We start from the raw sequence: 24810 nt of genomic DNA, 5'->3' as shown, positions 1-24810 counted from the left end.
GCGAACATCACCCGAAACGGGCGGAGAGGATCAGGACGCGTACGACGGCGGCGCCCACCCCGTGCGCGCAGCCCAACCGTCCATACGCGGCCAGGCGACGTCCGTGAACCACGGCTCCTTCGCCTCCGCATAGGCGTGGGTACCTCTAGTTCCGGCAAACTGTTCGGTCAACGCGCGTTTATGGTCTTCATACAAGGCGGCGGCTTCCGGGTCGTTCCTGAGCCAGTCGCGGAAGAGCAGCGCGTAGCACCAGCCGGACGATCCGGCCGCCCGTACGTGCACGTTGGCGGGGCGGCCGGGGTCCGCGTTGGCGTGGAAGCGTTTTTGCCACTGCGCCGGGTCCGGATCCGTCGGTTTCGGAGTGTCGAAGCCAACCCCCGGCACGGCCGGGAAGCCAGCAGCGGCCAGCAGCGGTGCGATCCGGTCCGCGGCGTTGAGATCCGACACCGTGACCTGGAGGTCGATGACGTCCTTGGCTGCCAGGCCAGGCACGGCTGTGGAGCCGATATGGTCCACAGCCAGGATGTCGTCCGGTGCTGCGGCCGTGATTCGGGCGCCAAGCCGTGCAGCCTGGACCGCCCAATCCTGCTGCGGCACCGACAAGACTGCCATGCCTGCCCTGACCGCCCTGACGCTGCGCCGGAGATTGCGCGCGAACGGCACCAGTCGTTCGGCCCAGAGCCGGTCCACCTGCGCCGTCACGTCCGCCAGCGAACCGGAGTTGTCCAGCACGACGTCGGCAGCGGCCAGCCGCGCCTCGCGCGAGGCCTGGGCCGCCATACGCGACCGGGCGTCCTCGGCCGTCATGCCGCGGTGTTCGAGCATCCGTCCGATCCTGACGTCATCGGGTGCGTCCACCACAAGGACAAGATGGAAGCCGCTGCCCTGACCGGTCTCCACCAGCAGTGGAATGTCCTGGACCACAATGGCGCCGGCCGGGGCTGTGGCGATGATCCTGGCCGCGGCGGCCCGGACCAGCGGGTGCACAATGCCGTTCAGCACGGACAGCTGCGAGGGATTGCCAAAGACCACGGCACCCAGCCTGGCCCGGTCCAGCCGGCCGCCGCCGTCGAGCATGTCCGCTCCAAAGGCTTCCACCACGCTGGCCAGCCCCGGCGTTCCCGGTTCAACGACGTCCCGGGCCAGCGCATCCGCGTCCACCAGCACCGCACCGAGCTCCGCCAGGCGTGTGGCGACCACTGACTTCCCTGAGGCGATGCCGCCCGTCAAACCGATCTTCAGCATCCCACCACCCTAAACTGAAGACGTGGCACAAACAGCGGATACACAGAGCACTGACGCCGCAGACAGCAGGGCCACCGCCTACACCACGCTCGCGTTGGGGCCGGAGTTCCGGCACGAGCTCGAGATCAAACGCTCCCGGTTCATCACCGTGCTGCGCCGCGCCGATAGTGAGGACACCGCGCGGGACCTGGTGGCCGCCCTGCGCCGCGAGTTCCACGATGCCCGCCACCAGTGCTCGGCGTTCGTCCTGGGGCCGGACCGGGACATCCAACGCTCCAATGACGACGGCGAGCCCTCCGGCACGGCCGGCATCCCCATGCTGGAGGCCATCATCAAGAGGGAAACAGCGCCGGGCGTGACGGACCTCAGCGACGTCAGCGCCGTCGTCGTCCGCTACTTCGGCGGCATCCTGCTGGGGGCGGGTGGGCTGGTGCGTGCATATTCCGAGTCGGTTTCCGCGGCCCTGCAACGGGCTCCACTGGTTCGCCGCAGCCGGCTGCGGATCTGTTCGGCGTCGGTGCCGCACTCCGCCGCGGGACGGCTGGAGAACGATCTTCGCGCGGCCGGGTTTGTGATGGCGGAAACCACCTACGGAGCGCAGGACACGGTCCTTCGCCTGGCCGTGCCTGACGATGCCGCGGAAGTTTCTGCCGCCACCGATCGCGTGTTGTCGCTTACCGCCGGGAGAACCGTGCTCACGCCGGCCGGAACGGAGTGGCTCGATGTCCCGCTGCCCTGAAGTCCGTCTGGCAGACGTCGACGACCCCATGATGGAGCGGCTGCTGGAGCTGGCACAGTTGGATGCGGCCGCGGATGACGTCACGCCGCCGCTGGGCAACGGGACGGGCTGGAATCCGGAACGCGTCGACTGGTTCCGCACCTACCACCGGTCTGCAGCCGCTGGCTTGGAGGGACCGGCCGCGGAAAAGAGCTGGGCAGTGCTCTGCGACGGCAGCCCGGCCGGCGCGATCAGGCTCAAGCTGACGGACGAGGAAACGGCGCAACACGAAACAGCCGAGACGGGCATCTGGCTGGGCCGGAGCTACCGGGGCCGCGGTGTCGGCGGCGCCGCGTTGGAGCTGGTACTGGCCGAAGCCCGGCGCGTGGGGCTGCACCAGGTCGTGGCCCATACCGCGGCAGGCAACATTGGCGCGCAGCGGCTCCTCACCGCCGCCGGCGCGGTCCTGACGCACAACGACGGCGGCGCGGTGAGTGCCGTCGTCGTACTCTCAGCTGACTCGCAGTAGACGCACCGAAACGCTCGTTTGGGAGCGTTAAGTGCTGGTCAGATGGCCGGCCAACCACGGATGGCGCATTAAGCACAGCGGGCCCCTGCTTTCGCAGGGGCCCGCTGTGCTGGCCCGGGAAGCCCCGGGCCGGTGGCAATTAGTTGCCGGTCAGCTTCTCGCGCAGAGCTGCAAGAGCCTCGTCCGAAGCAAGGGTACCGGCCCCGGCGTTGGACTCGGCAGCAGGCTCCGAAGAGTAGCTGGTGGTGCCGGAATCGCTGTCACCGGACGTTGCAGCTGCAGCGTCGTCGGCAGCGTGCTGGGCAACCTGCTTCTTGTGTGCTTCCCAGCGGGTCTGGGCGTCAGCGTACTGCTGCTCCCAGACGGCGCGCTGGTTCTCGTAGCCTTCAAGCCACTCGTTGGACTCCGGGTCGAAGCCCTCCGGGTACTTGTAGTTGCCCTCTTCGTCGTACTCAGCGGACATGCCGTAGAGAGCCGGATCGAATTCGGTGGACTCGGCGTCAACGCCCTCGTTAGCCTGCTTGAGGGAGAGGGAGATGCGGCGGCGCTCGAGGTCGATGTCGATGACCTTGACGAACAGCTCGTCACCAACGGAGACAACCTGCTCAGCCAGCTCCACGTGGCGGACTGCCAGTTCGGAGATGTGCACGAGGCCTTCGATGCCGTCTTCGACGCGTACGAACGCACCGAACGGAACGAGCTTGGTGACCTTACCCGGAACAACCTGCCCGAGGGCGTGGGTGCGGGCGAAGGTCTGCCACGGATCTTCCTGCGTAGCCTTGAGCGACAGGGAAACACGCTCGCGGTCCAGGTCGACTTCGAGAACCTCGACAGTGACTTCCTGGCCAACTTCGACAACCTCGGACGGGTGGTCGATGTGCTTCCAGGACAGCTCGGAAACGTGAACGAGGCCGTCTACGCCGCCCAGGTCCACGAATGCACCGAAGTTGACGATGGAGGAAACGACGCCGGGACGGACCTGGCCCTTTTCCAGCTTGTTGAGGAACGTGGAGCGAACCTCGGACTGGGTCTGCTCGAGCCAGGCACGGCGGGACAGCACAACGTTGTTGCGGTTCTTGTCCAGCTCGATGATTTTGGCTTCGATCTTCTGACCGATGTACGGAGCGAGGTCGCGCACACGGCGCATCTCGACGAGGGATGCGGGCAGGAAGCCGCGCAGACCGATGTCGAGGATAAGACCACCCTTGACAACCTCGATGACGGTACCGGTGACAACACCGTCTTCTTCCTTGACCTTCTCGATGTCGCCCCAGGCGCGCTCGTACTGAGCCCGCTTCTTGGAGAGGATCAGGCGGCCTTCTTTGTCTTCCTTGGTGAGCACCAGGGCTTCGACGAGATCGCCAACGGAGACAACGTCTCCGGGATCAACGTCGTGCTTGATGGACAGCTCGCGGGAGGGGATGACACCTTCGGTCTTGTAACCGATGTCGAGCAGAACTTCATCGCGGTCGACCTTGACGACGGTACCTTCGACGAGGTCTCCGTCGTTGAAGTACTTGATGGTGGCGTCGACTGCTGCGAGGAAGTCCTCAGCGGTACCGATGTCGTTAATGGCGACTACGGGGGTACCGGGCTTCTCGGTGGAGGTGATGGTCATGTAGTAGGGGCTCCGTTGTGGATAGTTAGTCGGTCAGGCAAACCGCCGCGCCCGCGTTATGGAACGCAGGCGCAGGTCTTCGGGCGATCGCAGGGATCTTCCGGGTCTTCCTGATTTGTGGATTCTAGAAACGCGCACGTAGTACGCGCCCACTTATTCTAGTCGCCTCGACCAACGAGGGTCAAAGCGCATGGCAATGACCGGCCTGGCTGAGCGTGCCTGCAATGCCGGGGCTCAGAAGTGCGTGAGGCAGTGCGTGGCGCGTTCCACCGCGAACATCCCGCGTGCCCGGAGCGCCGCGCCCTGGGTGTGTTCCCGGATCCGGCCCGCCGCCGTCAGCGTCACCGGGCTGACGGCGCCGAGGTAGATGGATGACAGCGCGGAGACATCCAGCGTCAGGTCCGGATCCTGCGCAGCTTCCAGACGCACGACGGCGGCCTCGCCGCCGCTGACGTCCACGGCAAACGTTCCAGCGGTGAGTCCAAGCGGGTCCTGCACCTCGAGCATCAGCCTGCCGTCCAGCGGGTAGTGCCGGGCTTCCAGCGCCTGGGCCACGTCCAGGATGCGGAGCCAGAGCATGTCCCGGCTGTCTGAGGAGTCGATGCAGCGGGGATCGGCCAGTGCCCACGTGAGCGGGTCATCCAGCGGTGCTTCGTCCCACGTGATGCGTTCCACCAGGTCGATGGCAGCCAGGAACTGCCAGAGCTCCAGGTACGCCTCGTTCGTGGCCGCCACGAGGTCCACCACCTGCATGGTGTAGGGCTCGGTGTCCCAGCCGAGGAATTTGTAGGACACGTAGCCGTCCACGGCGCCGTCGGGGCCGTAGTGCAGTGCCGCCTTGACGGCAGGATCTTCCTTGCCCTCGCGGCCCAAGGATCCTGAAGCAAGCTGGCGGTACCAGTCCTGGCGGCCGATCGATCCCGGCGTCAGGCGGTGCACGCGGTCGAAGACTTCGGGCGCCAGGTCCAGCAGCACACGGGGGTCCGCGATGTCCACGGTACCGACGGCGTGGTGGTTGAGCCGGAACCGGGCAGTGGTGTCCACTTTCACGGTCCGTTCGAAGCTGGCCACGCCGTAGCCAAAGCGCCCATAGATGGAGCCCTCGGACGCTGTCAGGGCTGCCATCGCCAGGCCATCGTCCTTTGCCATGGCCAGGTCCTCGGACATCATCCGGCGCAGCAGGCCGCGCCGCCGATGCGAGGTCCGGACCGTCACTGCGGTGACCAGTTGCGTCTCCAGCAGCCTGCCGAAGCCGATGTTGAGTGTTTTGCGCAGGGTGCCGAAGGTTGCCACCGGTACGTCCGCGGGGAGCGACCCAGGCGCGACTTCCCGGGTCTGGTAGGCCCCGGTGAAGATCCGCCCGTCAGCTGCGTAGGTCTCCAAGGATTTGGCAACATGCTCCGGTGTCCGCGTGGATTCGTGGAAGCCAAAGGCCACCGCCTTCACCCATGATTCGGCGTCCGGATAACCCGCCTCGTCCTGGGATGCCGCTGGGAAGCGCCGGATTTCATAGTCATCACTCAGTTCAGCCACACCGCCGAGCCTAACCAATGAATCCGGCGCCTGGCCAGCAGCAACACGCCCGCGCCGGCGGGAAATGGCTCAGAGCCGCCGCACGGGTTGGCGGAGGATGGTTTTGAGCTTTTCCGGTGCCAGCCTGCGGGCGTCGCTGAGGTAGATCTCGTGGTGCAGGCCGGCAAATCCGAAGCCGTTGGCCGGCATGTATTCATGGTGCAGACGGCGCAGCGTGGGGGCCTCGTCGTCGTAGCTCCCGATGTGCAGGATCTGCACCGAGAGGCCTTCATCGAGGGTCTCAAGACGGAGCAGGTCCAGCCCCGGAACATTCTTCGCCGCCGCCTTCGCGATACCGTCCTGCACCTCGGCGGCGCCGATCCAGCCTGGCTGATGGATCATCATGGTCCACTTCCAGCTGTCCTTCTCGCCCCGGGTGAAGGCGTCCGGATCGTCTGCTGTCCACAGGCCCTCCAGCGGCCCGACGACGTAGTCCCGGCCCGCGTGCTTGCTGGCGAACTTGACGGCGTAGGACACCGAATACAGGGCTTCGAGGGCGGCGGCGTAGGCGGGGGCCGTCCCCGGATTACCTTGCCCGTCCAGCATCAGGTAGCTCAGTGGAGGGACTGTGCCCAGCTCGAAGTCCCGGGCCCGGGGCGCGTACAGATCCTTGAACTGCATCTTGACGTCGTACTTGTCCATCGCGCCCCGCCCCATTCGTTCCCAGCAGCCTGTTCCCAGCAGCCTAGTGGCCGGCGTCGTACCAGCTGGGGCCCAAGCCGATCTGGACATCCAGCGGGACGCTGAGGTCGGCGGCGGAGCCCATCTGCTCGGTGACGAGCTTCTCCACCGCAACACGTTCGCCGGCGGCGACTTCAAGGACCAGTTCGTCGTGGACCTGCAGGAGCATGCGCGACTTCAGGCCCTGGGCCGCCAGTTCAGCGTGCACGCCCAGCATGGCGCGCTTGATGATGTCAGCGGCCGATCCCTGGATGGGTGAGTTCAGTGCGATGCGCTCCGCGTTTTCTCGCAGCTGCCGGTCCGTGCTGGTCAGGTCCGGCAGGTAGCGGCGTCGCCCCTCGATGGTGGCCGTATAGCCGTCCACCCGGGCCTGGTCCACCACGCCGCGGAGGTAGTCGCGGACGGCGCCGAACCGGTCGAAGTAGTCCTTCATCAGCGTGCGGGCCTCGTCCACGGAAATTTCCAGCTGCTTGGACAGGCCAAACGAGGTCAGGCCATAGGCGAGGCCGTAGGACATGGCCTTGACCTTGGAGCGCATAGCACTGGTTACTTCTTCGGTGGGCACGTGGAAGATGTTCGAGCCCACAAACCGGTGGAGGTCTTCGCCGTCCTGGTAGGCCTGGATCAGGCCTGCGTCCCCCGAAAGGTGCGCCATGATCCGCATTTCGATCTGTGAGTAGTCCGCGGACAGCAGGCACTCGTAGCCGTCACTGACCACAAAGATGCCGCGGACGCGACGGCCTTCTTCGCTGCGGATGGGGATGTTTTGCAGGTTGGGGTTGTTGGAGGAGATGCGGCCCGTCGCTGCCACGTTCTGCGCGTAGGTGGTGTGGATCCGGCCGTCTTCGGTCACGGACTTCTTGAGCGACTCCAGCATCTGGCGCAGCTTGGAGGACTCCCGGTGCGCCATCAGCTGGACCAGGAATTCGTGCCCGGTCTTTTCCAACAGGTTCTTCAGCGACGCGGCATCGGTGGTGTAGCCGGACTTGATCTTCTTGGTTTTCGGCAACTGGAGTTCGTCAAAGAGCACGGTCTGCAGCTGTTTGGGCGATCCGAGATTAACCTCGTGGCCGATCGCGGCGAAGGCAAGTTCCTGCGCGTTGTCGATCACCTTGGCCAGATCGGCGATCTGCTCGTCCATGCGCGGCAGGTCGATGGCTATGCCCGCGGTTTCCATGTCGGCCAGCACGCGGCTGACGGGCAGTTCCAGGGTGGTCAGCAGGTCCCCCGCCTTGCGTTCGGTGAGTTCTGATGCGAAGTGCCGGCTCAGGGCCTGGACCACGGCCGCCACCTGGACCAGCGCGCCGGCAGCGGCGGCGTCGTCGCCGTCGAACGCCAGCTCCAGCTGGCCCGCCTTGGAGGTCTCCGCCGAGACACTGACGTTGAGGTGGTGCTGGGCCAACTCAGCGAGTTCATAGGTGCGGCGGTCCGGCTGGATGAGGTATCCGGAAATTGACGTGTCATCCACCACGCCTTCCAGTCCCAGGCCACGGCTGGACAGGGCCTTCAGCGCAGCCTTGTAGCCATGCATGACCTTCGGGCTGTTTTCATCGCGCAGCCAGTCCGCGAGGACGTTTTCGGCCGCGGCATCCTGCGCCGCGAGGTCGATATAGACGGCGGCATCGTCACGGACGATGGCCAGTGCGGCGGCGTCTTCGCCGATCCGCCCGGGCACCAGGTCGACGGCGACTGCCGACGTCTTGCCAGCGCCCGCCGCCAGGAAGGCACCCAGCTCGGCTGCCCCGGCGGGAGTCACGAAGTCCGGAGCGGCGATGCTTTCGCGCTCCGCAGATTCCACGTCTTCGCTACCGTACAGGGCAAAGAGCCGGGTACGGATGGTCTTGAATTCAAGTTCGTCGAACAAAGACTCCAGCGCGGCTTCGTCCGGCCGCGGTTCCGCGAGATCGTCCAGGGTGAGGGGAAGTTCGAGATCCGTGTGGAGCCTGTTCAGGCGTCGGTTGCGTTTGACGTCCTCCACGTTTTCCCTGAGGGCATCGCCCACCTTGCCGCCGATCGCATCCAGGTGCTCGAGGACGCCCTCAAGACCGCCGTAAAGGTTGATCCACTTGGCCGCGGTTTTCGGGCCGACGCCCGGAACGCCCGGAAGATTGTCCGCGGTCTCGCCCACCAAAGCGGCAAGGTCCGAATACTGCGCGGGCGTCACAAAATACTTTTCCCGGATGGCTGCCGCGTCCATTCGGGGAATGTCGCTGACGCCCTTCCTCGGGTACAGCACAAAAACGTTGTCCGTGATCAGCTGGAAGGCGTCACGGTCGCCCGAGACGAGCAGCACCTCGAAACCGGCCTTTTCCCCCATGGCGGCGAGGGTGGCCAGGATGTCATCGGCCTCATAGCCGGGCAGTTTGATGGTTTTGATGCCCCAGGCGCCCATGACCTTGTCGATGAGGTCGATCTGGCCGCTCATCTCACGGGGCGTTTCGTTCCGTCCCCCCTTGTACTCGCTGTACTCGGCTTTGCGGTGCGTGGTGTCATCCGAGACGTCGAAGGCGACACAAATGTGGGTGGGCTTCTGTTCCTTGATCAGGTTGATGAGCATGGACGTGAAACCGTGGATGGCGTTCGTGTGCTGTCCGTTGGCGGTGGAGAACTTGTCCGCCGGCAAAGCGAAGAACGCGCGGAACGCCATCGAGTGGCCATCCAGCACCAGGAGCCGCGGCTGGCCGGTGATGGAAACCACGGGGGCTTCCGTGGCGGAAACCTGGCCTCCGGCCGGCAGGACGTTGATGTCCTGCAGGGCAGCATCAGCGTCAAGCACTGCGGTCTCGGACGGGAAGGGGGCCGGTTTGGTAGTTTCACTCACAGGTGCCAGCCTAGTTCCCATGATGGACAATTTCACGCCCGGGCCCTTCACTGAGGAATTGGTCACAGCAGGCGTCCCGGCGCACCTCCACGACTGGCTCGGCCGCCTGGGCATCGGTGCCCTGGTGGTGAAGATGGGGATCCACTTCCTCGAGATGAGCCCGGAACGAACGGTGGCCACCATGCCGGTGGAAGGGAACACCCAGGTGGCAGGCATCCTGCACGGCGGCGCCCATGTGGTGCTGGCCGAAACCCTGGGATCCTTCGCCGCCGGGATGCACGCCAGCGCCGGCAGGCATGCCCTCGGCATCGAAGTGAGCGCCACACACCACCGTGCAATCGCCGCGGGCACCGTGACAGGTACGTGCACCGCGATCCACCTGGGCCGGACACTGACAACGCATGAAATCGTGATGACCGACGAACAAGGCCGCCGCCTCTCCACCGCACGCATCACCAACATGCTGCGGGACAACGAGCCCGCGGACGCTTAAGCGCCTCAGGCGGTTCAGCTCCCTATCAGCGGGCCGGATCAGGGGATGTGAGGGTATAGCGCAACTCCACGATCCCCCGCCCCATGGTGCGGGACGCCGTCAACTCAAGTGGCGTCGTCGGGCCCTCCAGTGGCAGCAGCCGTTTGCCGTCGCCCAGGACCACGGGGATGACAGAAAGGATGAGGTCATCCAGCAGTCCTGCGTTGGCGAACTGCGCAGCGAGGTTGCCGCCACCCACCACCCAGACGTTCTTCCCGCCGGCGTGATCCTGGAAGTCCTGGATGAACTCCTGGACGGGACCGCGGACGAACGTGATGTCCGTGCCGGCCGGGGCAACGTGCTCGTGCCGGGTAAACACATAACAAGGTGTGGAAGGGTACGGCCAGTTGCCGGGTTCGTGCTCCATCAGCCAGGCGTACGTCTCGCCGCCCATAACAATGCAGCCGACGCCGGCCATGAAGGTTTCGTAGCTTTCCTTGCCACCCTCGAAGCCGTCGAACTCGAGAAGCCAGGCAAGGTCATCCTTGGTGGTGGCAATGAACCCGTCGATGGAGGCCGCGACAAAATACTGGATCCTGGACATGGAACCAGCGTAGCGCTGCGGTGTGGACGGGCTGAAGGGCTACTTGCTGAAGTACGGAATGATCAGGTACAGCCCGAACAGGACAGCCACGGCGCAGAGGCCAAAGCAGGTGTAGGCGAAGTAGCGCTTGGTGCGGGGTGAGGCCTGCCGGGCGTCACCGGCGATGGCCGTCAGCCGCACGCCCAATGAATACAGGACCACAACGGTCACCGCGGACACCAGGGTAGCGCCGGCCACTGCCAAGAGTTCCAACCACTTCATCGCTGAACATCCTTGTGCTGGTTCGCCTTGGCGCGCGCCCGGGCGAATGCCTTCTTCTTGGCAAAGCGGACGGCCTGGCCCGCTTCTTCGACTTCCACGGCATTGTGGTGGCCCACCGCGGACTTGCGGGAGTAGGCGAACATAAACAGCACCGCGGCGGTGCCGGCGACGGCGGCAATCACCACACCCACAACGCCGGTCTTCACGAGCAGCGCGGTCAGCGCGCCCACAACGCCGGCGGCGGGAAGTGTGAACAGCCAGCCCAGGGCGATCTTGCCCACCATGTTCCAGCGCACCGTCGTGCCCTTCCGGCCCATGCCGGACCCGATGACGGAGCCGGACGCCACCTGGGTAGTGGAAAGGGCGAAGCCCAGGTGGGAGGACGCGAGGATGGCAGAGGCGGTGCTGGTCTCGGCTGCGAATCCCTGGGCAGGCTTGACCTCTGTGAGCCCGGAACCCATGGTCCGGATGATGCGCCAGCCACCTGCGTAGGTGCCGACGGCGATGGCCAGGGCGCATGCCGCTATGACCCAGAACTGCGGGCCCGACCCCGGGGACTGGGTTCCAGCCGAAATCAGCACCAGGGTGATGATGCCCATGGTCTTCTGTGCATCGTTGGTTCCGTGGGCCAGCGCCACGAGGCTGGATGTGAAGATCTGGCCGGTGCGGAACCCACCCCGCTTCTGCGTCAGCTTGCTGCCGGTTTCAGGATCGTGCCGCGACGTCAGGGCATACGCGAGCCGCGTGCAAAGGTACGCCACCAGGCCGGCAATCAGCGGGGCGAAGATGGCGGGCAGGATGACCTTCTGGAGCAGCGTTTCCAGATTCACGGAATTGAATCCGATACCTGCGATTGCTGCACCGATCAGCCCGCCGAAGAGCGCATGCGATGAGCTGGACGGCAGGCCTTTGAGCCACGTGATCATGTTCCAGAGAATGGCACCCATCAGGCCGGCGAAAATGATGTCCGGGGTGATCTGGACACCGTCCGAGCCTTCCCGGATGATGCCGCCGGAGACTGTTTTGGCCACTTCCGTAGAGAGGAAGGCACCTACCAGGTTCAGGATTGCCGCGAGAGTCACCGCGGTCTTCGGTTTGATGGCACCGGTGGCGATCGGCGTAGCCATCGCATTGGCGGTGTCATGGAATCCATTTGTGAAGTCGAAAAATAGTGCCAGTCCGATGACCAGCGCCACCATAAAGGTGATATCCACCTGTTGCCCAATCTGCAGAGTCGACGTTCAGCAGTTCCATTACCCGCCGTGCCCTGCAACGTATTATTCACCTGTAGTTCATGTGAAATGACCTGTGGTGTTAACAGAACCGGGGTGAAACCCTATCGATCGTACGCGTCCATGGCATCAGGTCAAAAACAGCTGCTCCGTGACAAACCCTCCGACGGCGGCCAGCTCGGCGGGAGAGATTCCCCGGCGTGGATCGGGCGACACTGTGAGGATGCGTGGGCCCAGAAATCCGGCCCACGCCAGTGCTTGCTGTTCATAGCGGAGCTGGTCGTCAATCCACACGATGCCATCCGGGGCGTTGGCCGCCAGGTCCTCCTGGAGAGCGGCAAGCTTCCACCAGCCCTCCCCCGTTCCGGCACCATCCGCGGTCAGGCAGGGCCAGTGGCCGCCTGCAAGTCCGATGGCAGGGCATAAGTATTCCGCGGCCATGTCCTCCCAGCTGGTGAGCCACACGCACCGGACTCCCGGCAGCCCGGAAAGCCGGTTCAGCCCGTCAACCAGCTGACCCGCATATGCCACCTCAAGCACGCCGGCGTTCGCAAGTATCCAGCCGGAACCCCATGGCGTCTTGCCCGTCGCTCCGAACGGGCAAACGACGCCGTCGACGTCCAGGTACAGGGTGACGTTCCGCACTGCCGCTCCCGGTCAGGCCAGCAGGCCCGGAACGGCACTTAAGTGATTGAGGGGCTGCACGCATCAATGGTTGCACTGCGCCCAGCCCCTCCTCAAGGACTCGCGGATAAGGAGCGTCTCCTAGGCAGAGAACGCCTTTGGTCCGTCGTTCTCTGTCATGGTTTGACGTGGGAGCCTATGACGCGGGAGCGGCCTGGGGGTTGTTGACGTTGACCAGCCAGGCAGTCCCGAACCGGTCCGTGCACATGCCGAAGATGTCGCCCCAGGGCGCCGGCTCCAACGGAACGGTGACCGTGCCGCCGTCGGCGGACAGCTTTTCCCAATAGCCGCGCAGTTCGGCTTCGTCGTCGCCGCTGAGCGAAACCGAAATGGAGCTGCCGGTCGCGAGGTCCATGCCGTTCGGCGTGTCCGCCCCCATCAGGACCAGGCCGTTGCTGGCCGTCAGCATGCCGTGCATGATTTTGTCGGCTTCCGCCGGATCTTCACTGGCGTGGAACTCCCCGAACGTGCTGAGGGCCAAGTCGCCGCCGAAGACGGACTGGTAGAAGGTCATTGCCTCACGGGCGTTCTCGCGGAAGCCAAGATAGGGGTTGAGCGTCGTTGGCATTGCCGGTTCTCCTTGAAGTACAGAACTGAAACGGAATCGGAACAGTCAACATCCTGCCGCACTTCCCGCCGCGTTCATAGGGTTCACGGCAACCTGATGCCCCGCAGTTTTCAGGGCATAAAGCGGTATCCCACACCAGGTTCCGTGAGGAGGTGGCGGGGTTTCCCGGGATCCGCCTCCAGCTTCCGCCGCAGCTGGGCCATGTACACGCGCAGGTAGTTGGCTTCCGTCTGGTAGGCCGGTCCCCAGACGTCCAGCAGCAGCTGCTGCTGGGTCACCAGCCGGGCAGGGTTCCGGACCAGCAGTTCCAGGATGTTCCATTCGGTGGGCGTCAGCCGGACAATGTCCCCGTCCCTCGTGACCTGCCGCCGGGCCAAGTCCACGGTGAAGGAGGATGCGGCCACCGTGGGTGCCGATGCCGGATCCGGAACGCGGCGCAGGAGCGCACGCAGGCGGGCCAACAGCTCGTCGAGTCCGAACGGCTTGGTAATGTAGTCGTCCGCACCTGCATCCAGGGCGTCGACTTTGTCCGATGAGCCGTGGCGTGCGGACAGCACCAGTACGGGCAGGTTGCTCCACCGACGGAGTTCCCGCAGAACTTCCGCGCCATCCAGGTCCGGCAGTCCGAGGTCCAGGATCATCACGTCCGGCGGACGGTGGGAAGCGGCACGCAGGGCTGTGCCGCCGTCGGACGCTGACTCCACGGCGTAGCCGTGGGCCTGGAGTGTGATCCGGAGTGCCTTCAGCAGGTGGGGATCGTCGTCGACAACCAGCACACTGGTCCGGCGGCCGCCCTGCGTGCCGGAAGAATCAGCCTGGTCCGAATTCACGTGGCCTCCTGACGCGGCTGGCCGGCCGCGTGACGCGCGCCCGGCGAGCCGGTGGAAAGGGCCAGCCTGATCACCATGGTCAGCCCGCCGCCGGGAGTTTCCTGTGCAGTCAGCGTGCCGCCCATGGCCCTGACGAACCCGTCGGCGACTGCCAGGCCCAGTCCCACTCCGGTGGCCTGTGGCCGGTCGTGGAGCCGCTGGAACGGCTGGAACATCTCAAGCACCTTCCCGGCGGGCACACCGGCGCCGTGATCGATGATCCGCAGTTCGCCGGACGGATAGCCATCCAGCGTGGCTGCACCCATGCCGTCGGAAGTGCCGGTGATGGTGATCCCCGAACCCGGCGCGTATTTGACGGCGTTTTCCACAATGTTCGCGATCACGCGGTCCAGCAGCACCGGATCGGCCTCGACGGTCGGCATGTTGGCGGGCAGCTCCACCCGGACTGTACCGTCGGGGAGCCCGCGCAGGGCCGGGGCAACAACCTCGCTCCACCGCACGGGTCCCAGCAGTGGCCGGACGGAATCGGCGGTGATCCGTGACATGTCCAGGAGGTTTCCCACCAGCTGATCCAGCCGGTCCGTGCATTCGTCAATGGTTTCCAGCAGCTCCCGTTCTTCCGCGGGCGTATAGGTGACGGTCTGCTGCAGCAGACCACCGGCGGCGAGCTTGATCCCCGCCAGGGGCGTCCGCAGGTCATGGGACACCGCCCGCAGGATCGCCGTGCGCATGGAGTTCCCTTCGGCCAGCCGCAGCACCTCGCGCCGGCTGACGGCCAGCTGGCGGCGTTCCAGCTGGGCTTTCACGTGGACCGCAAACGCACCCAGCAACCGGCTTTCCACTGCCGGCACGTTCCGGCCGAACAGCACCAGCCGGGTGTCGGCGTCGACCGGTTCTGCAGTGCTGCCCGGCAGTCCGGTGACGCCATGCTCCCACCCGGCGGTATCCCCCGCGGCGGCCACGAGCGACCAGATCCGGCCGTCCGCGCCCCGGACTCCGGAGTGTCCCGACGTCGGACCGGAACCTTGCGCTGTGCCCTCCCGGCAGCTGAAAACACCGGCACCGGTGGCACCAAAAACGTCCAGGGCCTCCGCGAGGATCCCGTCCAGGGTGTCCTCCGAACGGGAGGCGCCCAGCGCGAGGTCGCCCAGCGTCGCCGCCTCCGCCTGCGCGCGGGCAGCCTCCTTGGACCGGCGGGCAGACCCGTCCACCACCCCGGCGACCGCCACTGACACCCCCACAAAAACGGCCAGTGACAGGAGGTCCTGGGGATCCCTGATGGCCAGGTCCCCCAAGGGCGGCGTGGAAAAGTAGTTCACCAGCACGCTGCTCCACAGCGCGCCGACCACGGCAGGCCACAACCCGCCCACCAGCGCCACCGCAACGGCGCCGGCAAGCTGGATCAGGACGGCGGTGGCAACGCTGTGGTCGAAGGCTGCGAGCAGCAGCTGCAACAGGGCGGGCAGGGCTGCTGCGAGCGCAAAGCCAATAGCAACCCTGGTGCGGCCCAGGTCAGGCCGCCGGCGTGGTGCGTTCCGCTGGGGCGGGACGCGGGGAACTACCTGGACATCAACGTCGCCCGCACCACGGACCACCCGGGCTTCCACGGTGCCGCCGGCGAACAACCCTGCCAGCACACCGGCAAGCGGTCCGCGGCGGGACTGCCCCACAACAATATGGGTGGCACTGGACTTGCGGGCGTAATCGAGCAGGGCCCGGGCCGGATCCGTCGCGGAAACGGTGTGGTAGGTCCCGCCCAGGTCATTGACCAGCCGCCGCTGTGCCTCCAAAACCTGGGGAGACTCGCCCGCGGTACCCCCCGTAGTGCGGACGTGGACGGCCACCAGCTCGCCGCCGTCGGTCCTTTCGAGAATCCTGGCGGCGCGCCGGATGAGCAGTTCTGCGTCGTCGCTGCCGTTGAGGCCAATGACTATCCGTTCCCGTGCCATTCCGCCATTCTCCCACCCGGATCCCCACGTCCCGTGCGGGCCTTTCCCGGGGTTGGTGGCTTTGGTCATACGGACGTTAAGGATGCGTCAAGATCCGCCCGAATCCGGCTCCAAGGCGAGTGGGCAGTACTAGATTCGGCTGTGCCCGCGGTGCTGTGCCGCAGACTGAAAGGCTTTCATGACCACCATGAGCAGACCCCCTGCCGATCCCTCGGCACTCCGTGCGACGCGGAAGGCGGCCCTTGGCAGTTGGCTGCTGCATGGATTGGAGGATGCCAAGGGCACCCATCAGGGGCCGGGCGGGCTCGCCGACGAACAAAAGAAGCACCACTGGTGGCAGGTGATGTGCCTGACCGGCGTGGACTACTTCTCCACGCTGGGCTACCAGCCGGCCATCGCCGCGCTCGCGGCCGGTGCCATCTCCCCCTTGGCAACGCTTGTCCTGGTGGCCGTGACTCTGTTCGGCGCCCTCCCCGTCTACCGCCGGGTTGCCGGCGAGAGCCACCGCGGCGAAGGTTCCATTGCCATGCTGGAGCGGCTGCTCCCCAAGTGGCGGGGCAAGCTCCTGGTGCTGGTGCTGCTGGGTTTCGCGGCCACCGACTTCATGATCACCATGACGCTGTCCGCCGCGGACGCCACGGCACACCTGATCGAGAATCCGTTTGCACCGGACGCCCTGCACGGCCAGGAGGTGGCCGTAACGCTGGTCCTGCTTGCCCTGCTCGCTGCCGTTTTCCTGCGCGGGTTCAAGGAGGCCATCGGCGTCGCCGTTGTCCTGGTGGTCCTGTACCTGGGGCTCAACGTGGTGGTCATCGCGAGGTCGCTCGCGGAGGCAGCAGCCCACCCAGTGGCCGTCGGTGACTGGTGGCAGACTCTTAACACCTCCCACGGAAATCCGCTGATGGCGGTGGCCATCGCCCTGCTGGTCTTCCCCAAGCTGGCGCTGGGGCTGTCCGGCTTTGAAACCGGCGTGGCGGTGATGCCGCAGGTCCGCGGCGGCGCGGGCGATACCCACGAGAACCCGGCCGGGCGGATCCAGGGGACCCGGCGGATGCTGACCACCGCCGCCCTGATCATGAGTTCCTTCCTCGTGACCAGCAGCTTCACCACGGTTGTCCTGATCCCCGAGGCTGAGTTCCTGCCCGGCGGGGAAGCCAACGGCAGGGCGCTGGCGTTCCTGGCGCACGAATACCTCGGGCCCGGCTTCGGCACGGTGTATGACGTGAGCACCATCGCCATCCTGTGGTTCGCCGGTGCGTCCGCGATGGCCGGCCTGCTGAACCTTGTCCCCCGGTACCTGCCGCGGTACGGCATGGCCCCTGCGTGGGCGAAGGCAGTCCGGCCGCTCGTGCTCGTCTTCACGCTGATCGGGTTCCTGATCACCTGGCTGTTTGAGGCCGACGTCGATGCCCAGGGCGGGGCGTACGCCACCGGCGTCCTGGTGCTGATGACCTCGGCTGCAGTAGCCGTGACGCTCTCGGCCCGCCGGCTTCAGCAGCGTAAGCGGACCATCGGCTTTGGCATCATCACGGTGCTGTTTGTCTACACAACGGTCACCAATATCTTTGAACGTCCCGAAGGCATCCGGATTGCCGGCTTCTTCATCCTGGGGATCATCAGCATCTCGCTGCTCTCGAGGGTGCTGCGATCCTTCGAACTGCACGCCACGCACGTCCGGCTGGACACCCAGGCCCTGGAGTTCATGGCGGAGAATCTGAGCGGGCCGATCGGGATCATCGCCCACGAACCGCTTCGCCAGTCGGCGGACGCTTACCGGCAGAAACTGGCGTCATCCACCGAAGCAAGCCATTTCCCCTCTGATTACCGGCCCCTGTTCCTGGAAGTCACTGTGGACGATTCCTCCGACTTCGAGACGGCCCTGGAGGTCCGGGGTGTGGTGCGGCACGGGTTCGCCGTCCTGGAAGTCCATGGACCGGTTGTGCCCAACACCATCGCCTCGGTGCTCCTGCACATCCGCGATGTGACCGGGCTGATGCCGCACGTCTACTTCCGCTGGACCGAAGGAAATCCTGCCGTGAACCTCCTGAAGTTCCTGGTGCTGGGCGAAGGCGAGATCGCCCCCGTGACACGCGAGATCCTCCGCGAGGCCGAACCGGATGTCACCAAGCGGCCGTGGGTGCACGTGGGCTGACCGTTGACGACGGCGGGACTTCACCCCCCGAGCTGGTGGACTGTGAAGGCCGTCAGGAACCCGACGGAGGCGGTCAGTCCGGTGAGATTGTGGTGCTCTTCGAACGCCTCGGGGATCATGGTGTCGGCGAGCATCGCCAGGATCCCGCCCGCCGCGATCGCGGTAATGAAGGCGATGACGGCGTCCGGAGCGTTCTCCAGCGCCACGTACCCGAGCAGTGAGGCGAACCCGCACATGACGGCTATGCCTCCCCACACCCCAAAAATGTAGCCGGTACTGCGTCCTGCCTTTTTCATCCCGGCAGTTCCGGAAAGACCCTCGGGAACGTTGGAAATGAAGACAGCCGCAAGCATGGCCGGACTGACCGATCCCGCGGTGACGAGTCCGACGCCGAGCACTATCGACTCCGGGATCCCGTCGAGGAGGGCGCCGAAGGCGATGGCCGTGCCGCTGCCCGGGCTGTCCTGCTCCGACGGTTGCTGGCTGCCTGAGCGTTTGCGGTGTTTTGCGCCGGCCCGGGTGAGGAGCATGTTCGCTCCCACGTAGACCACGGAGCCGGCCAGGAATCCGGTCACGGTGGGCCACAGGCCCCCTCCATCAACCGCCTCAGCGACGAGCTCGAACGCCAGTGCCGAAATCAGCACACCCGCCCCAAAGGACATGATCGAGGAGACTAGTTTGGACGGAATGGCCCATTTCCACGACGCGGCGGCCCCCAGCACCAGGGCGGCACCGGCCACGGTTCCCCACATCAACGCCTGAAGCCACACCGGCATGCTGCCACCTTTCGTTCGCCCCGCACGGGACTCACCCTGCTGACTGAACCCATAGGCACTGAACCTATCCTCCCTCGGCGTTGCACGCACGGCGCCGTGCCTGTCTACTGGCCAGGGCGCCAATTGTCGTAGGCTCAGGAGCATGGCCAGATACTTTGATGTTCATCCCCAGGATCCCCAGCCCCGCGCGATCACGCAGGCCGTGAAGATCGTGCTCGACGGCGGGCTGATCGCCTACCCCACGGACTCCTGCTACGCCCTCGGGGCCCAGCTGGGCAACAAGGATGCCCTGGACCGGATCCGGAATATCCGCAAGCTCGACGACAAGCACCACTTCACGCTGGTGTGCAAGGACTTCGCCCAGCTGGGCCAGTTCGTGAACATCGGCAACGACGTCTTCCGCGCCATTAAGGCCGTCACGCCCGGCAGCTACACGTTTATCCTGCCGGCCACCAAGGAAGTGCCGCGCCGGCTGCTGCACCCGAAGAAAAAGACCGTGGGCGTGCGCATCCCGGACAACCGGGTGGTCCAGGCGCTGCTGGCCGAACTCGGCGAGCCCCTCCTCTCCAGCACCCTCCTGCTCCCGGACGAGGAAGACCCGCTGACCCAGGGCTGGGAAATCAAGGAACGGCTTGAGCACGAGGTGGACGCGGTCATCGATTCCGGCGACTGCGGGGCAGAGCCCACCACGGTGATCGACTATTCCAGCGGCGTGGCCGAGGTGGTGCGTCGCGGCACCGGCGACCCGTCCCGGTTCGAGTAGCCGGCTCGAACGGACTCAGTCCTGTTTGCGGGCCCGGCTCGGCTGCACCCGCGGGGGCTCACCGGGCATCTTCGGGTAGTCCGGCGGGAACGGCAGTTCGCCGAGACCGGCCTTGACGTCCCGCTCCCACCACTCCAACAGCACGTCAATGGTGCCCGGATGCGCCTTCATGTCCGCCCAGGGATCGCCTTTTGTCCTGAGCCGTTCGGGGACCGTCAGGATGGTGAAGTCCTTGGGATCCGCGCTGCCCAGTTCGTCCCAGCTGATGGGGCAGGAGACCGGCGCATGCGCCAGCGCACGGGGGCTGTACGCGCCGGCGATGGTCCGGTCCCGGTTCGCCTGGTTGAAGTCCAGGAAAACCTTCACCCCGCGCTCCTCCTTCCACCAGGCCGTGGTGACCTTGTCCGGCATCCGCCGCTCCAGCTCGCGGGCCGCAGCGATCACCGCGTGGCGGACGTCCAGGAATTCGTGGTTGGGCTCGATGGGAGCGTAGACGTGCAGGCCGCGGTTCCCCGATGTCTTGATGAACGTGTCCAGCCCGGCCTCCGCCAGCACCTCCTTCAGCGCCAGGGCAGCCGGGACGGCGTCGTCGAAGTCTGTGCCCGGCTGCGGGTCAAGGTCGATGCGCAACTGGTCCGGGTTATCGGTGTTCGCTGTATGCGACGGCCACGGGTGGAACACCACCGTATTCATCTGCACCGCCCATACGGCCGCGGCGGGTTCGTCCAGGACCAGCATGGGGTGCGAGCGCGCGCTCGGAAAGACCACCTTCACCGACCGGATGAAGTCCGGGGTTCCCTTGGGCGGGTTCTTCGAAAAGAACTGGTCCCCCTCGACGTTTTCGGAGAACCTCTGCAGTGCCACCGGCCGGTCACCGTTCGCGGCAATGAACGCCTCCCCCACATCCACCATGTAGCGTGCGAGGTCCAGCTTGGTCAGACCGAGATCAGGCCACAGCACCCTGCTGGGGCTGGAAACACGCATCTCGCGCTCGCCGTGCGGTCCCGGGACAGTAATGGTGGTCTGTTCGCTCGCCATGGGGACAACCTACCCTGCGCCACGCGCGGCGTCAGCACCCCGGCACCCAGGGCTGCCGGTGATCCGGCATCATGGACCTATGGCCGTAGCTGAATCCCCTGTCACCTTTCCCGTCGGCGACGTTGAGGTCTCCGGCGTTTACGCCCGCCCGGACAGCCCCTTCGCCACCCTGGTGCTGGCGCACGGGGCAGGCGCCGGTATGGAGCACCCGTTCATGAGCGGTTTCACCCGTGGACTGAACGACGACGGCGTTGCCACCCTGCGCTTCAACTTCCCCTACCGCGAGGCCGGCAGGAAATTCCCGGACCGGCCGCCGGCAGCCATCGCCGCCTGGCGCGCCGCCACGGACGAAGCCGCGCGCCAGGCGCAAGCCCACGGTGATACCGGACCGGTGTGGGCTGCCGGCAAATCGTTCGGCGGCCGGATGGCGTCCATGGCCGTTGCCGACGGAATGGACACTGCCGGGCTCGTCTACCTCGGCTACCCCCTCCACCCGCCCGGCAAGCCGGAAAAGCTCCGCGACGAGCACCTCTACGGGCTCACGCTCCCCATGTTGTTCCTGCAGGGCACCCGCGACACCTTTGCGACGCCGGATCTGCTGGAGGGCGTGGTCTCCCGGATCGGCCCGTCAGCTGTCCTTGACTGGATCGACGGCGGTGACCATTCCTTCGCCGTCGCAGGAAAGAAGCGCGACGCCGCCGAGATCGGAGCGTCGCTGGCGCCGAAGGTGGCCGAGTTCATGCGGAGCCGCGGCTAACCGGTCCTGCCAGCCGTAACGGTCCGGCTACGCAGCGTCCTCGTGCCACCAGCCTTCCCAGGCGGTGGAGGTCAGCCGACCGGTGGGGAAATCGGTCTTCCCGATCCCGCCATTGTGCGGGCGGCTACCCTCTCCGCGGCCGGCGTCAAAGAGGAAGTTCAGGCTACTCAAAAGCAACATTATTGTGTCCCTTCGTGTGGTGGTCTGGACCACGTTGTCCAAGTAGGAACGAGCCTAACTGCACGATGTTTCAGCGCGTCGACGCAACGTTTCGGCGACGTATCGGACATCTCACCTGTGCAACCAGCGAAAGAAGCCCACCCGGCCGGGCCGGTACTACATGCGGGCTTTGGTCCGGGCAGTCGGCTGTGCTGTCCAGGGATCCTCCGGCCAGGGATGCCTGGGGTAGCGGCCACGCATCTCGGACCGCACCTGTGCATAGGGCCCGGACCAGAACGACGCCAGGTCATCCGTCACGGCGAGGGGCCGCCTCGCGGGTGACAGCAGATGGAAGAGGACAGGCACCCTGCCGTCCACCAGCCGTGGGGTCTCAGCCCAGCCAAAGCACTCCTGCAGCTTGACCGCAACAACCGGCCGGCCGCCGTCGTCCGCGCGTGGCTGCCGAGGCGCTTCCTGCCCGGGTCCTGCCTGGTCCGCCGCGGCCGAGCCTGACCCGGCACCGCCTGACGCCGCTTTGTCCGACACCTCGGGGTAGTCGATCCGCACCATCGATCCGCTGGGTACTTTCAGTGCCTCCGGTGCCAGCTCCGCTAGGCGGACCGCCTCCGGCCAGGGCAGCAGCCGCCGCAGGGGGTCGGTGAGGTCGATGCTGTTGGTGGCGGCGCCGCCGGCCAGCGCTTCAAGCTCCGGTCCCAGCCAGGAGTCCAGCCGGGCCAGCAGAGCCGGTTCGGAAACGTCGGGCCACGGCTCACCCAATTCGCGGCGCAGCAAGGCGAGGCGGCGGCGCAACACACCGGCCGCAGTCGACCATCCGATAGTTCCCAGCCCCTCCTTGGCGAGGGCACGGGCCACGGCGGCACGGCCCTCCTCGGCGGAGGGGCGGACGGGGGTGGATGACAGGCTGATGGCACCCAGCCGGCGTTCCCGCCTGGCCTTCACCCGGCCCTGGCTGAACTGTGCTTCCACCGTGTCGGTCAGGAGGTGCCCGGCGGCGGCCTCGGCGGCGTCGGCGCTCAGCGGCGCGGCGGACCGGATCACCGCGCCGGTACCGGCTGCGTCCCGGCCGGCGGCGCGTGAAACTTCCGCCACGGCCAGCCACTCATGCCCGGTGAGCGGACTGCCCGCCGGCAACCCCGCACGCGTGCCGGACGACAGCAGGTACCGCGCCGGGCCATCGCCCGGGACGCGACGGGCCACACGGTCCGGGAACGCCAGCGCGACGACGACGCCCACCGCCTCCGCAGCGGTCACCGGCGCGGACCTCATCAGGGACGCAATGGCGGACGGGCCGACGCCGGAGCCTTCCTTCCGCGCGATTGTCTCCAGCCGGCGGACGTCCTCCGCCCAGCGCCTGGCGGCGGGGTCCTTTCCGCTGCGCAGGCCGGACAGGAGCCGGGTGAGGTCGGCCCCCGGGGCCCGCTGGTCCCCGGCTACGAGTGCCACCGCTTCCGCTGCGGCGCGGTGACCTACGGCCGCTGCGCCGTCGAGCAGTGCCCGGGCCAGCCGTGGATCGGCCGGGACCCTTGCCAGCGTCCGCCCCACCGCGGTGGCGTGCCCGTCGCGGGCCACGGCTCCGAGTTCGCGCAGGACTTCAACAGCTTCGCCCATGGCAGCTGCGGGAGGTGCATCCGGAAGCGCCAGCCCGGCGCCGCCCGGTGATCCCCAGCAGGCCAGGACCAGCGCAGCACCGGTCAGGTCCGCTACGGCGATCTCCGGCGTCACGTGCGCCGGCGCGGCGCCATAGGTCCGCTGGTCGTAGCACCGGACCACCCGGCCCGGGCCCTGCCGCGCGGCCCGGCCGGCCCGCTGTTCGGCTGATGCCCGGGAGCAGGAAACAGTGACCAGCCCGGACATGCCGCGGCTGGCATCGCGGCGGGGTTCGCGGGTCAGCCCGGAATCGATGACGAGGCGCACTCCAGGGACGGTCAGGGATGACTCGGCCAGATCCGTGGACACGATGATCCGTGCCGGGCCGCCCGGCCGGCGCCCCGAAACTGCCTGGTCCTGTTCGGCTGGGCTGACCTGGCCGTGGAGCTCCAGCACCTCAGTTCCGGGGGCAGCCCGGCCGCGGAGGCGGGCCGCCACATAGGAAACCTCCCAGGCTCCCGGGACAAAGACCAGCGCATCGGTGCGCGCGTCCTCCGCCACGGCGGCGGTGTGGGCCTGCGCGGCTGTATCGGCCACGTGGTCGAGGAATCCGCGCGTGACCCCACGGTCATCCAGCCGCGCCCCGGCGGCGGGTACCCACTCCACTGCCATGGGGTACAGCGCTGAGGGGCAGTCGACGACGGGAGCCGGCCCGCCGCCGTCGTCCGCTGTCCCTGCCTGTCCTGTCCCTGCATTCGCGGCTGCGCCCCCGATCAGGGCGGCGAAGCGGGGCGCGTCCAGGGTGGCGGACATCGCCACCAGGGTGAGGTCGCCGCGGAGCTGCCGCACTTCGGTCAGCATCCCCAGCAGCAGGTCGGTCTCTAAGCCGCGTTCGTGGACCTCGTCAAGGATGACCGCGCCCGTGCTTTCCAGGCCGGGATCATCGAGCAAGCGCCGCAGCAGGATCCCCGGTGTGACAAACTCCACCAGGGTGGCGGGCCCGGCCTGGCGTTCACCGCGGACGGTGTACCCCACGCGGTCTCCGATCCGGCTGCCGTCCAATGAGGCCAGTCGCCGGGCAGCTGCGCGGGCGGCAACCCGCCTGGGCTGGGTGACCACCACGCGCCGGGCCTCCGTGGTGCGTCCCGTCAGGTTGGCGAGCAGCGGCGGGACAAGCGTCGTTTTGCCGGTACCAGGCGGCGCCTGCACCACTGCCGTACCCGCCGCACCGCCGGCGCGCAGCACAGAGGACAACTCCGCGAGCGACTCAGCAAAGGCCAGACCGGTGCCGATGACCGCCAGATCAAAGGTGCCGGCACCAGGGGTGCCAGCAGGGACGGCGGCGGAGTTGGTTGGCGGTGTCACCCGTCCATTGTCGCCGCAATCCCCCACCGCCGTCAGCGCACGTGCGGTGGGATACGTCAGACTGGAGGTCGTCGACCATGAAAGCAGGATTTCCCTTGATCAACCTCCAGCAGGACTCCGAAGGCTTCATCCGCATGAAGAGGCACTTTCCCGCCAGTGCCACCGTGACTGTCACGTTCAGCGACGGCTCCCAGGAGGAATTCTCCGGCCGCCGGCTCAACGAGCTCTACGACGACGCCCTCTCGCTGTTCCGTGCGCAGAACCAGCTTGATGCCAAGGGTTTTTCCCGTGGTCCGCAGAAAAAGGTGCAGACCAGCATCGAGTTTGTCCCCGTCCGGCCCGGGATGGGGCAGTAACCCGGGCCAACGCCCCACGCGGCTAGCTGCGGCACTCCTGCTCACCGCCTCA

Annotated in this window: 23 protein-coding genes; 7 read left to right on the top strand and 16 right to left on the bottom strand. The window is 66.6% G+C overall.

Features of this window, described 5'->3' with window-relative positions:
* Positions 1-30: 30 nt before the first annotated feature.
* Positions 31-1245: a dephospho-CoA kinase gene (gene coaE, locus ACVWY0_RS17410; RefSeq protein ID WP_485837779.1), complete on the bottom strand. Its 1215-nt coding sequence runs from the start codon at positions 1243-1245 to the stop codon at positions 31-33.
* 22 nt (positions 1246-1267) lie between these two features.
* On the opposite strand from coaE, the gene ACVWY0_RS17405 reads away from it, so the two are divergent.
* A complete protein-coding gene (locus ACVWY0_RS17405) occupies positions 1268-1984 on the top strand; it encodes an IMPACT family protein (protein ID WP_485837778.1) in 717 nt (238 codons plus the stop codon).
* A complete protein-coding gene (locus ACVWY0_RS17400) occupies positions 1968-2492 on the top strand; it encodes a GNAT family N-acetyltransferase (RefSeq protein ID WP_485837777.1) in 525 nt (174 codons plus the stop codon). Before ACVWY0_RS17405 ends, ACVWY0_RS17400 begins: the two co-directional genes overlap by 17 nt.
* 139 nt (positions 2493-2631) lie before the next feature.
* On the opposite strand, the gene rpsA is transcribed toward ACVWY0_RS17400, so the two are convergent.
* From rpsA to polA, 4 genes are all read right to left on the bottom strand, one after another.
* Positions 2632-4110 (bottom strand): 30S ribosomal protein S1, encoded by a 1479-nt coding sequence (gene rpsA / locus ACVWY0_RS17395; protein ID WP_056339708.1) that lies wholly within the window; start codon positions 4108-4110, stop codon positions 2632-2634.
* A gap of 234 nt (positions 4111-4344) precedes the next feature.
* A complete protein-coding gene (locus ACVWY0_RS17390; protein WP_485837802.1) occupies positions 4345-5634 on the bottom strand; it encodes a GNAT family N-acetyltransferase in 1290 nt (429 codons plus the stop codon).
* Between the two features lie 78 nt (positions 5635-5712).
* The gene (locus tag ACVWY0_RS17385; protein WP_485837776.1) at positions 5713-6339 is read right to left on the bottom strand and encodes a GyrI-like domain-containing protein; all 627 of its coding nucleotides are present in this window, start codon (positions 6337-6339) and stop codon (positions 5713-5715) included.
* A 28-nt stretch (positions 6340-6367) separates the two neighbouring features.
* A complete protein-coding gene (polA, locus tag ACVWY0_RS17380; RefSeq protein ID WP_485837801.1) occupies positions 6368-9010 on the bottom strand; it encodes a DNA polymerase I in 2643 nt (880 codons plus the stop codon).
* Positions 9011-9203: 193 nt separating this feature from the next.
* Between polA and ACVWY0_RS17375 the strand changes: the two genes are divergently transcribed.
* Positions 9204-9677, top strand: a complete 474-nt coding sequence (locus tag ACVWY0_RS17375; RefSeq protein WP_485837775.1) for a hotdog fold thioesterase — start codon at positions 9204-9206, stop codon at positions 9675-9677.
* 25 nt (positions 9678-9702) lie between these two features.
* Here ACVWY0_RS17375 and ACVWY0_RS17370 read toward each other — a convergent pair whose 3' ends face one another.
* From ACVWY0_RS17370 to ACVWY0_RS17340, 7 genes are all read right to left on the bottom strand, one after another.
* Entirely contained in the window at positions 9703-10260 is a 558-nt protein-coding gene (locus ACVWY0_RS17370) for a dihydrofolate reductase family protein (RefSeq protein WP_485837774.1), read from the bottom strand.
* Between the two features lie 39 nt (positions 10261-10299).
* Positions 10300-10521: a hypothetical protein gene (locus ACVWY0_RS17365; protein ID WP_485837773.1), complete on the bottom strand. Its 222-nt coding sequence runs from the start codon at positions 10519-10521 to the stop codon at positions 10300-10302.
* Complete coding sequence (locus ACVWY0_RS17360) at positions 10518-11735, bottom strand: inorganic phosphate transporter (protein ID WP_252568707.1); 1218 nt, start codon at positions 11733-11735, stop codon at positions 10518-10520. The genes ACVWY0_RS17365 and ACVWY0_RS17360 overlap by 4 nt, the downstream gene beginning before the upstream one ends.
* Before the next feature lie 147 nt (positions 11736-11882).
* Positions 11883-12398: an HAD domain-containing protein gene (locus ACVWY0_RS17355; protein ID WP_485837772.1), complete on the bottom strand. Its 516-nt coding sequence runs from the start codon at positions 12396-12398 to the stop codon at positions 11883-11885.
* 175 nt (positions 12399-12573) lie between these two features.
* A complete protein-coding gene (locus ACVWY0_RS17350; protein ID WP_058932548.1) occupies positions 12574-13005 on the bottom strand; it encodes a VOC family protein in 432 nt (143 codons plus the stop codon).
* A 110-nt stretch (positions 13006-13115) separates the two neighbouring features.
* Complete coding sequence (locus ACVWY0_RS17345) at positions 13116-13835, bottom strand: response regulator (protein ID WP_485837771.1); 720 nt, start codon at positions 13833-13835, stop codon at positions 13116-13118.
* A complete protein-coding gene (locus tag ACVWY0_RS17340; RefSeq protein WP_485837770.1) occupies positions 13832-15784 on the bottom strand; it encodes a DUF4118 domain-containing protein in 1953 nt (650 codons plus the stop codon). Before ACVWY0_RS17340 ends, ACVWY0_RS17345 begins: the two co-directional genes overlap by 4 nt.
* Positions 15785-15962: 178 nt before the next feature.
* On the opposite strand from ACVWY0_RS17340, the gene ACVWY0_RS17335 reads away from it, so the two are divergent.
* Entirely contained in the window at positions 15963-17936 is a 1974-nt protein-coding gene (locus ACVWY0_RS17335) for an APC family permease (RefSeq protein ID WP_485837769.1), read from the top strand.
* A 20-nt stretch (positions 17937-17956) separates the two neighbouring features.
* On the opposite strand, the gene ACVWY0_RS17330 is transcribed toward ACVWY0_RS17335, so the two are convergent.
* Positions 17957-18712, bottom strand: a complete 756-nt coding sequence (locus tag ACVWY0_RS17330; RefSeq protein ID WP_248760744.1) for a ZIP family metal transporter — start codon at positions 18710-18712, stop codon at positions 17957-17959.
* A 142-nt stretch (positions 18713-18854) separates the two neighbouring features.
* On the opposite strand from ACVWY0_RS17330, the gene ACVWY0_RS17325 reads away from it, so the two are divergent.
* Complete coding sequence (locus ACVWY0_RS17325) at positions 18855-19475, top strand: L-threonylcarbamoyladenylate synthase (RefSeq protein WP_058932553.1); 621 nt, start codon at positions 18855-18857, stop codon at positions 19473-19475.
* 15 nt (positions 19476-19490) lie between these two features.
* On the opposite strand, the gene ligD is transcribed toward ACVWY0_RS17325, so the two are convergent.
* Positions 19491-20513, bottom strand: a complete 1023-nt coding sequence (ligD, locus tag ACVWY0_RS17320) for a non-homologous end-joining DNA ligase (protein ID WP_485837768.1) — start codon at positions 20511-20513, stop codon at positions 19491-19493.
* Between the two features lie 79 nt (positions 20514-20592).
* Between ligD and ACVWY0_RS17315 the strand changes: the two genes are divergently transcribed.
* Entirely contained in the window at positions 20593-21270 is a 678-nt protein-coding gene (locus ACVWY0_RS17315) for an alpha/beta hydrolase family protein (protein ID WP_485837767.1), read from the top strand.
* A gap of 27 nt (positions 21271-21297) precedes the next feature.
* On the opposite strand, the gene ACVWY0_RS17310 is transcribed toward ACVWY0_RS17315, so the two are convergent.
* A complete protein-coding gene (locus ACVWY0_RS17310) occupies positions 21298-21441 on the bottom strand; it encodes a hypothetical protein (RefSeq protein ID WP_252569485.1) in 144 nt (47 codons plus the stop codon).
* Positions 21442-21606: 165 nt separating this feature from the next.
* A complete protein-coding gene (locus ACVWY0_RS17305) occupies positions 21607-24402 on the bottom strand; it encodes an ATP-dependent RNA helicase (RefSeq protein WP_485837766.1) in 2796 nt (931 codons plus the stop codon).
* Between the two features lie 95 nt (positions 24403-24497).
* Here ACVWY0_RS17305 and ACVWY0_RS17300 point away from each other — a divergent pair, with 95 nt between their 5' ends.
* Positions 24498-24758, top strand: coding sequence for a hypothetical protein (locus tag ACVWY0_RS17300; RefSeq protein ID WP_485837800.1), 261 nt, complete (start codon positions 24498-24500; stop codon positions 24756-24758).
* Positions 24759-24810 lie beyond the last annotated feature (52 nt).

Source organism: Arthrobacter sp. UYNi723 (assembly GCF_054057635.1).
This window is presented reverse-complemented; position numbering and strand designations above follow the sequence as displayed.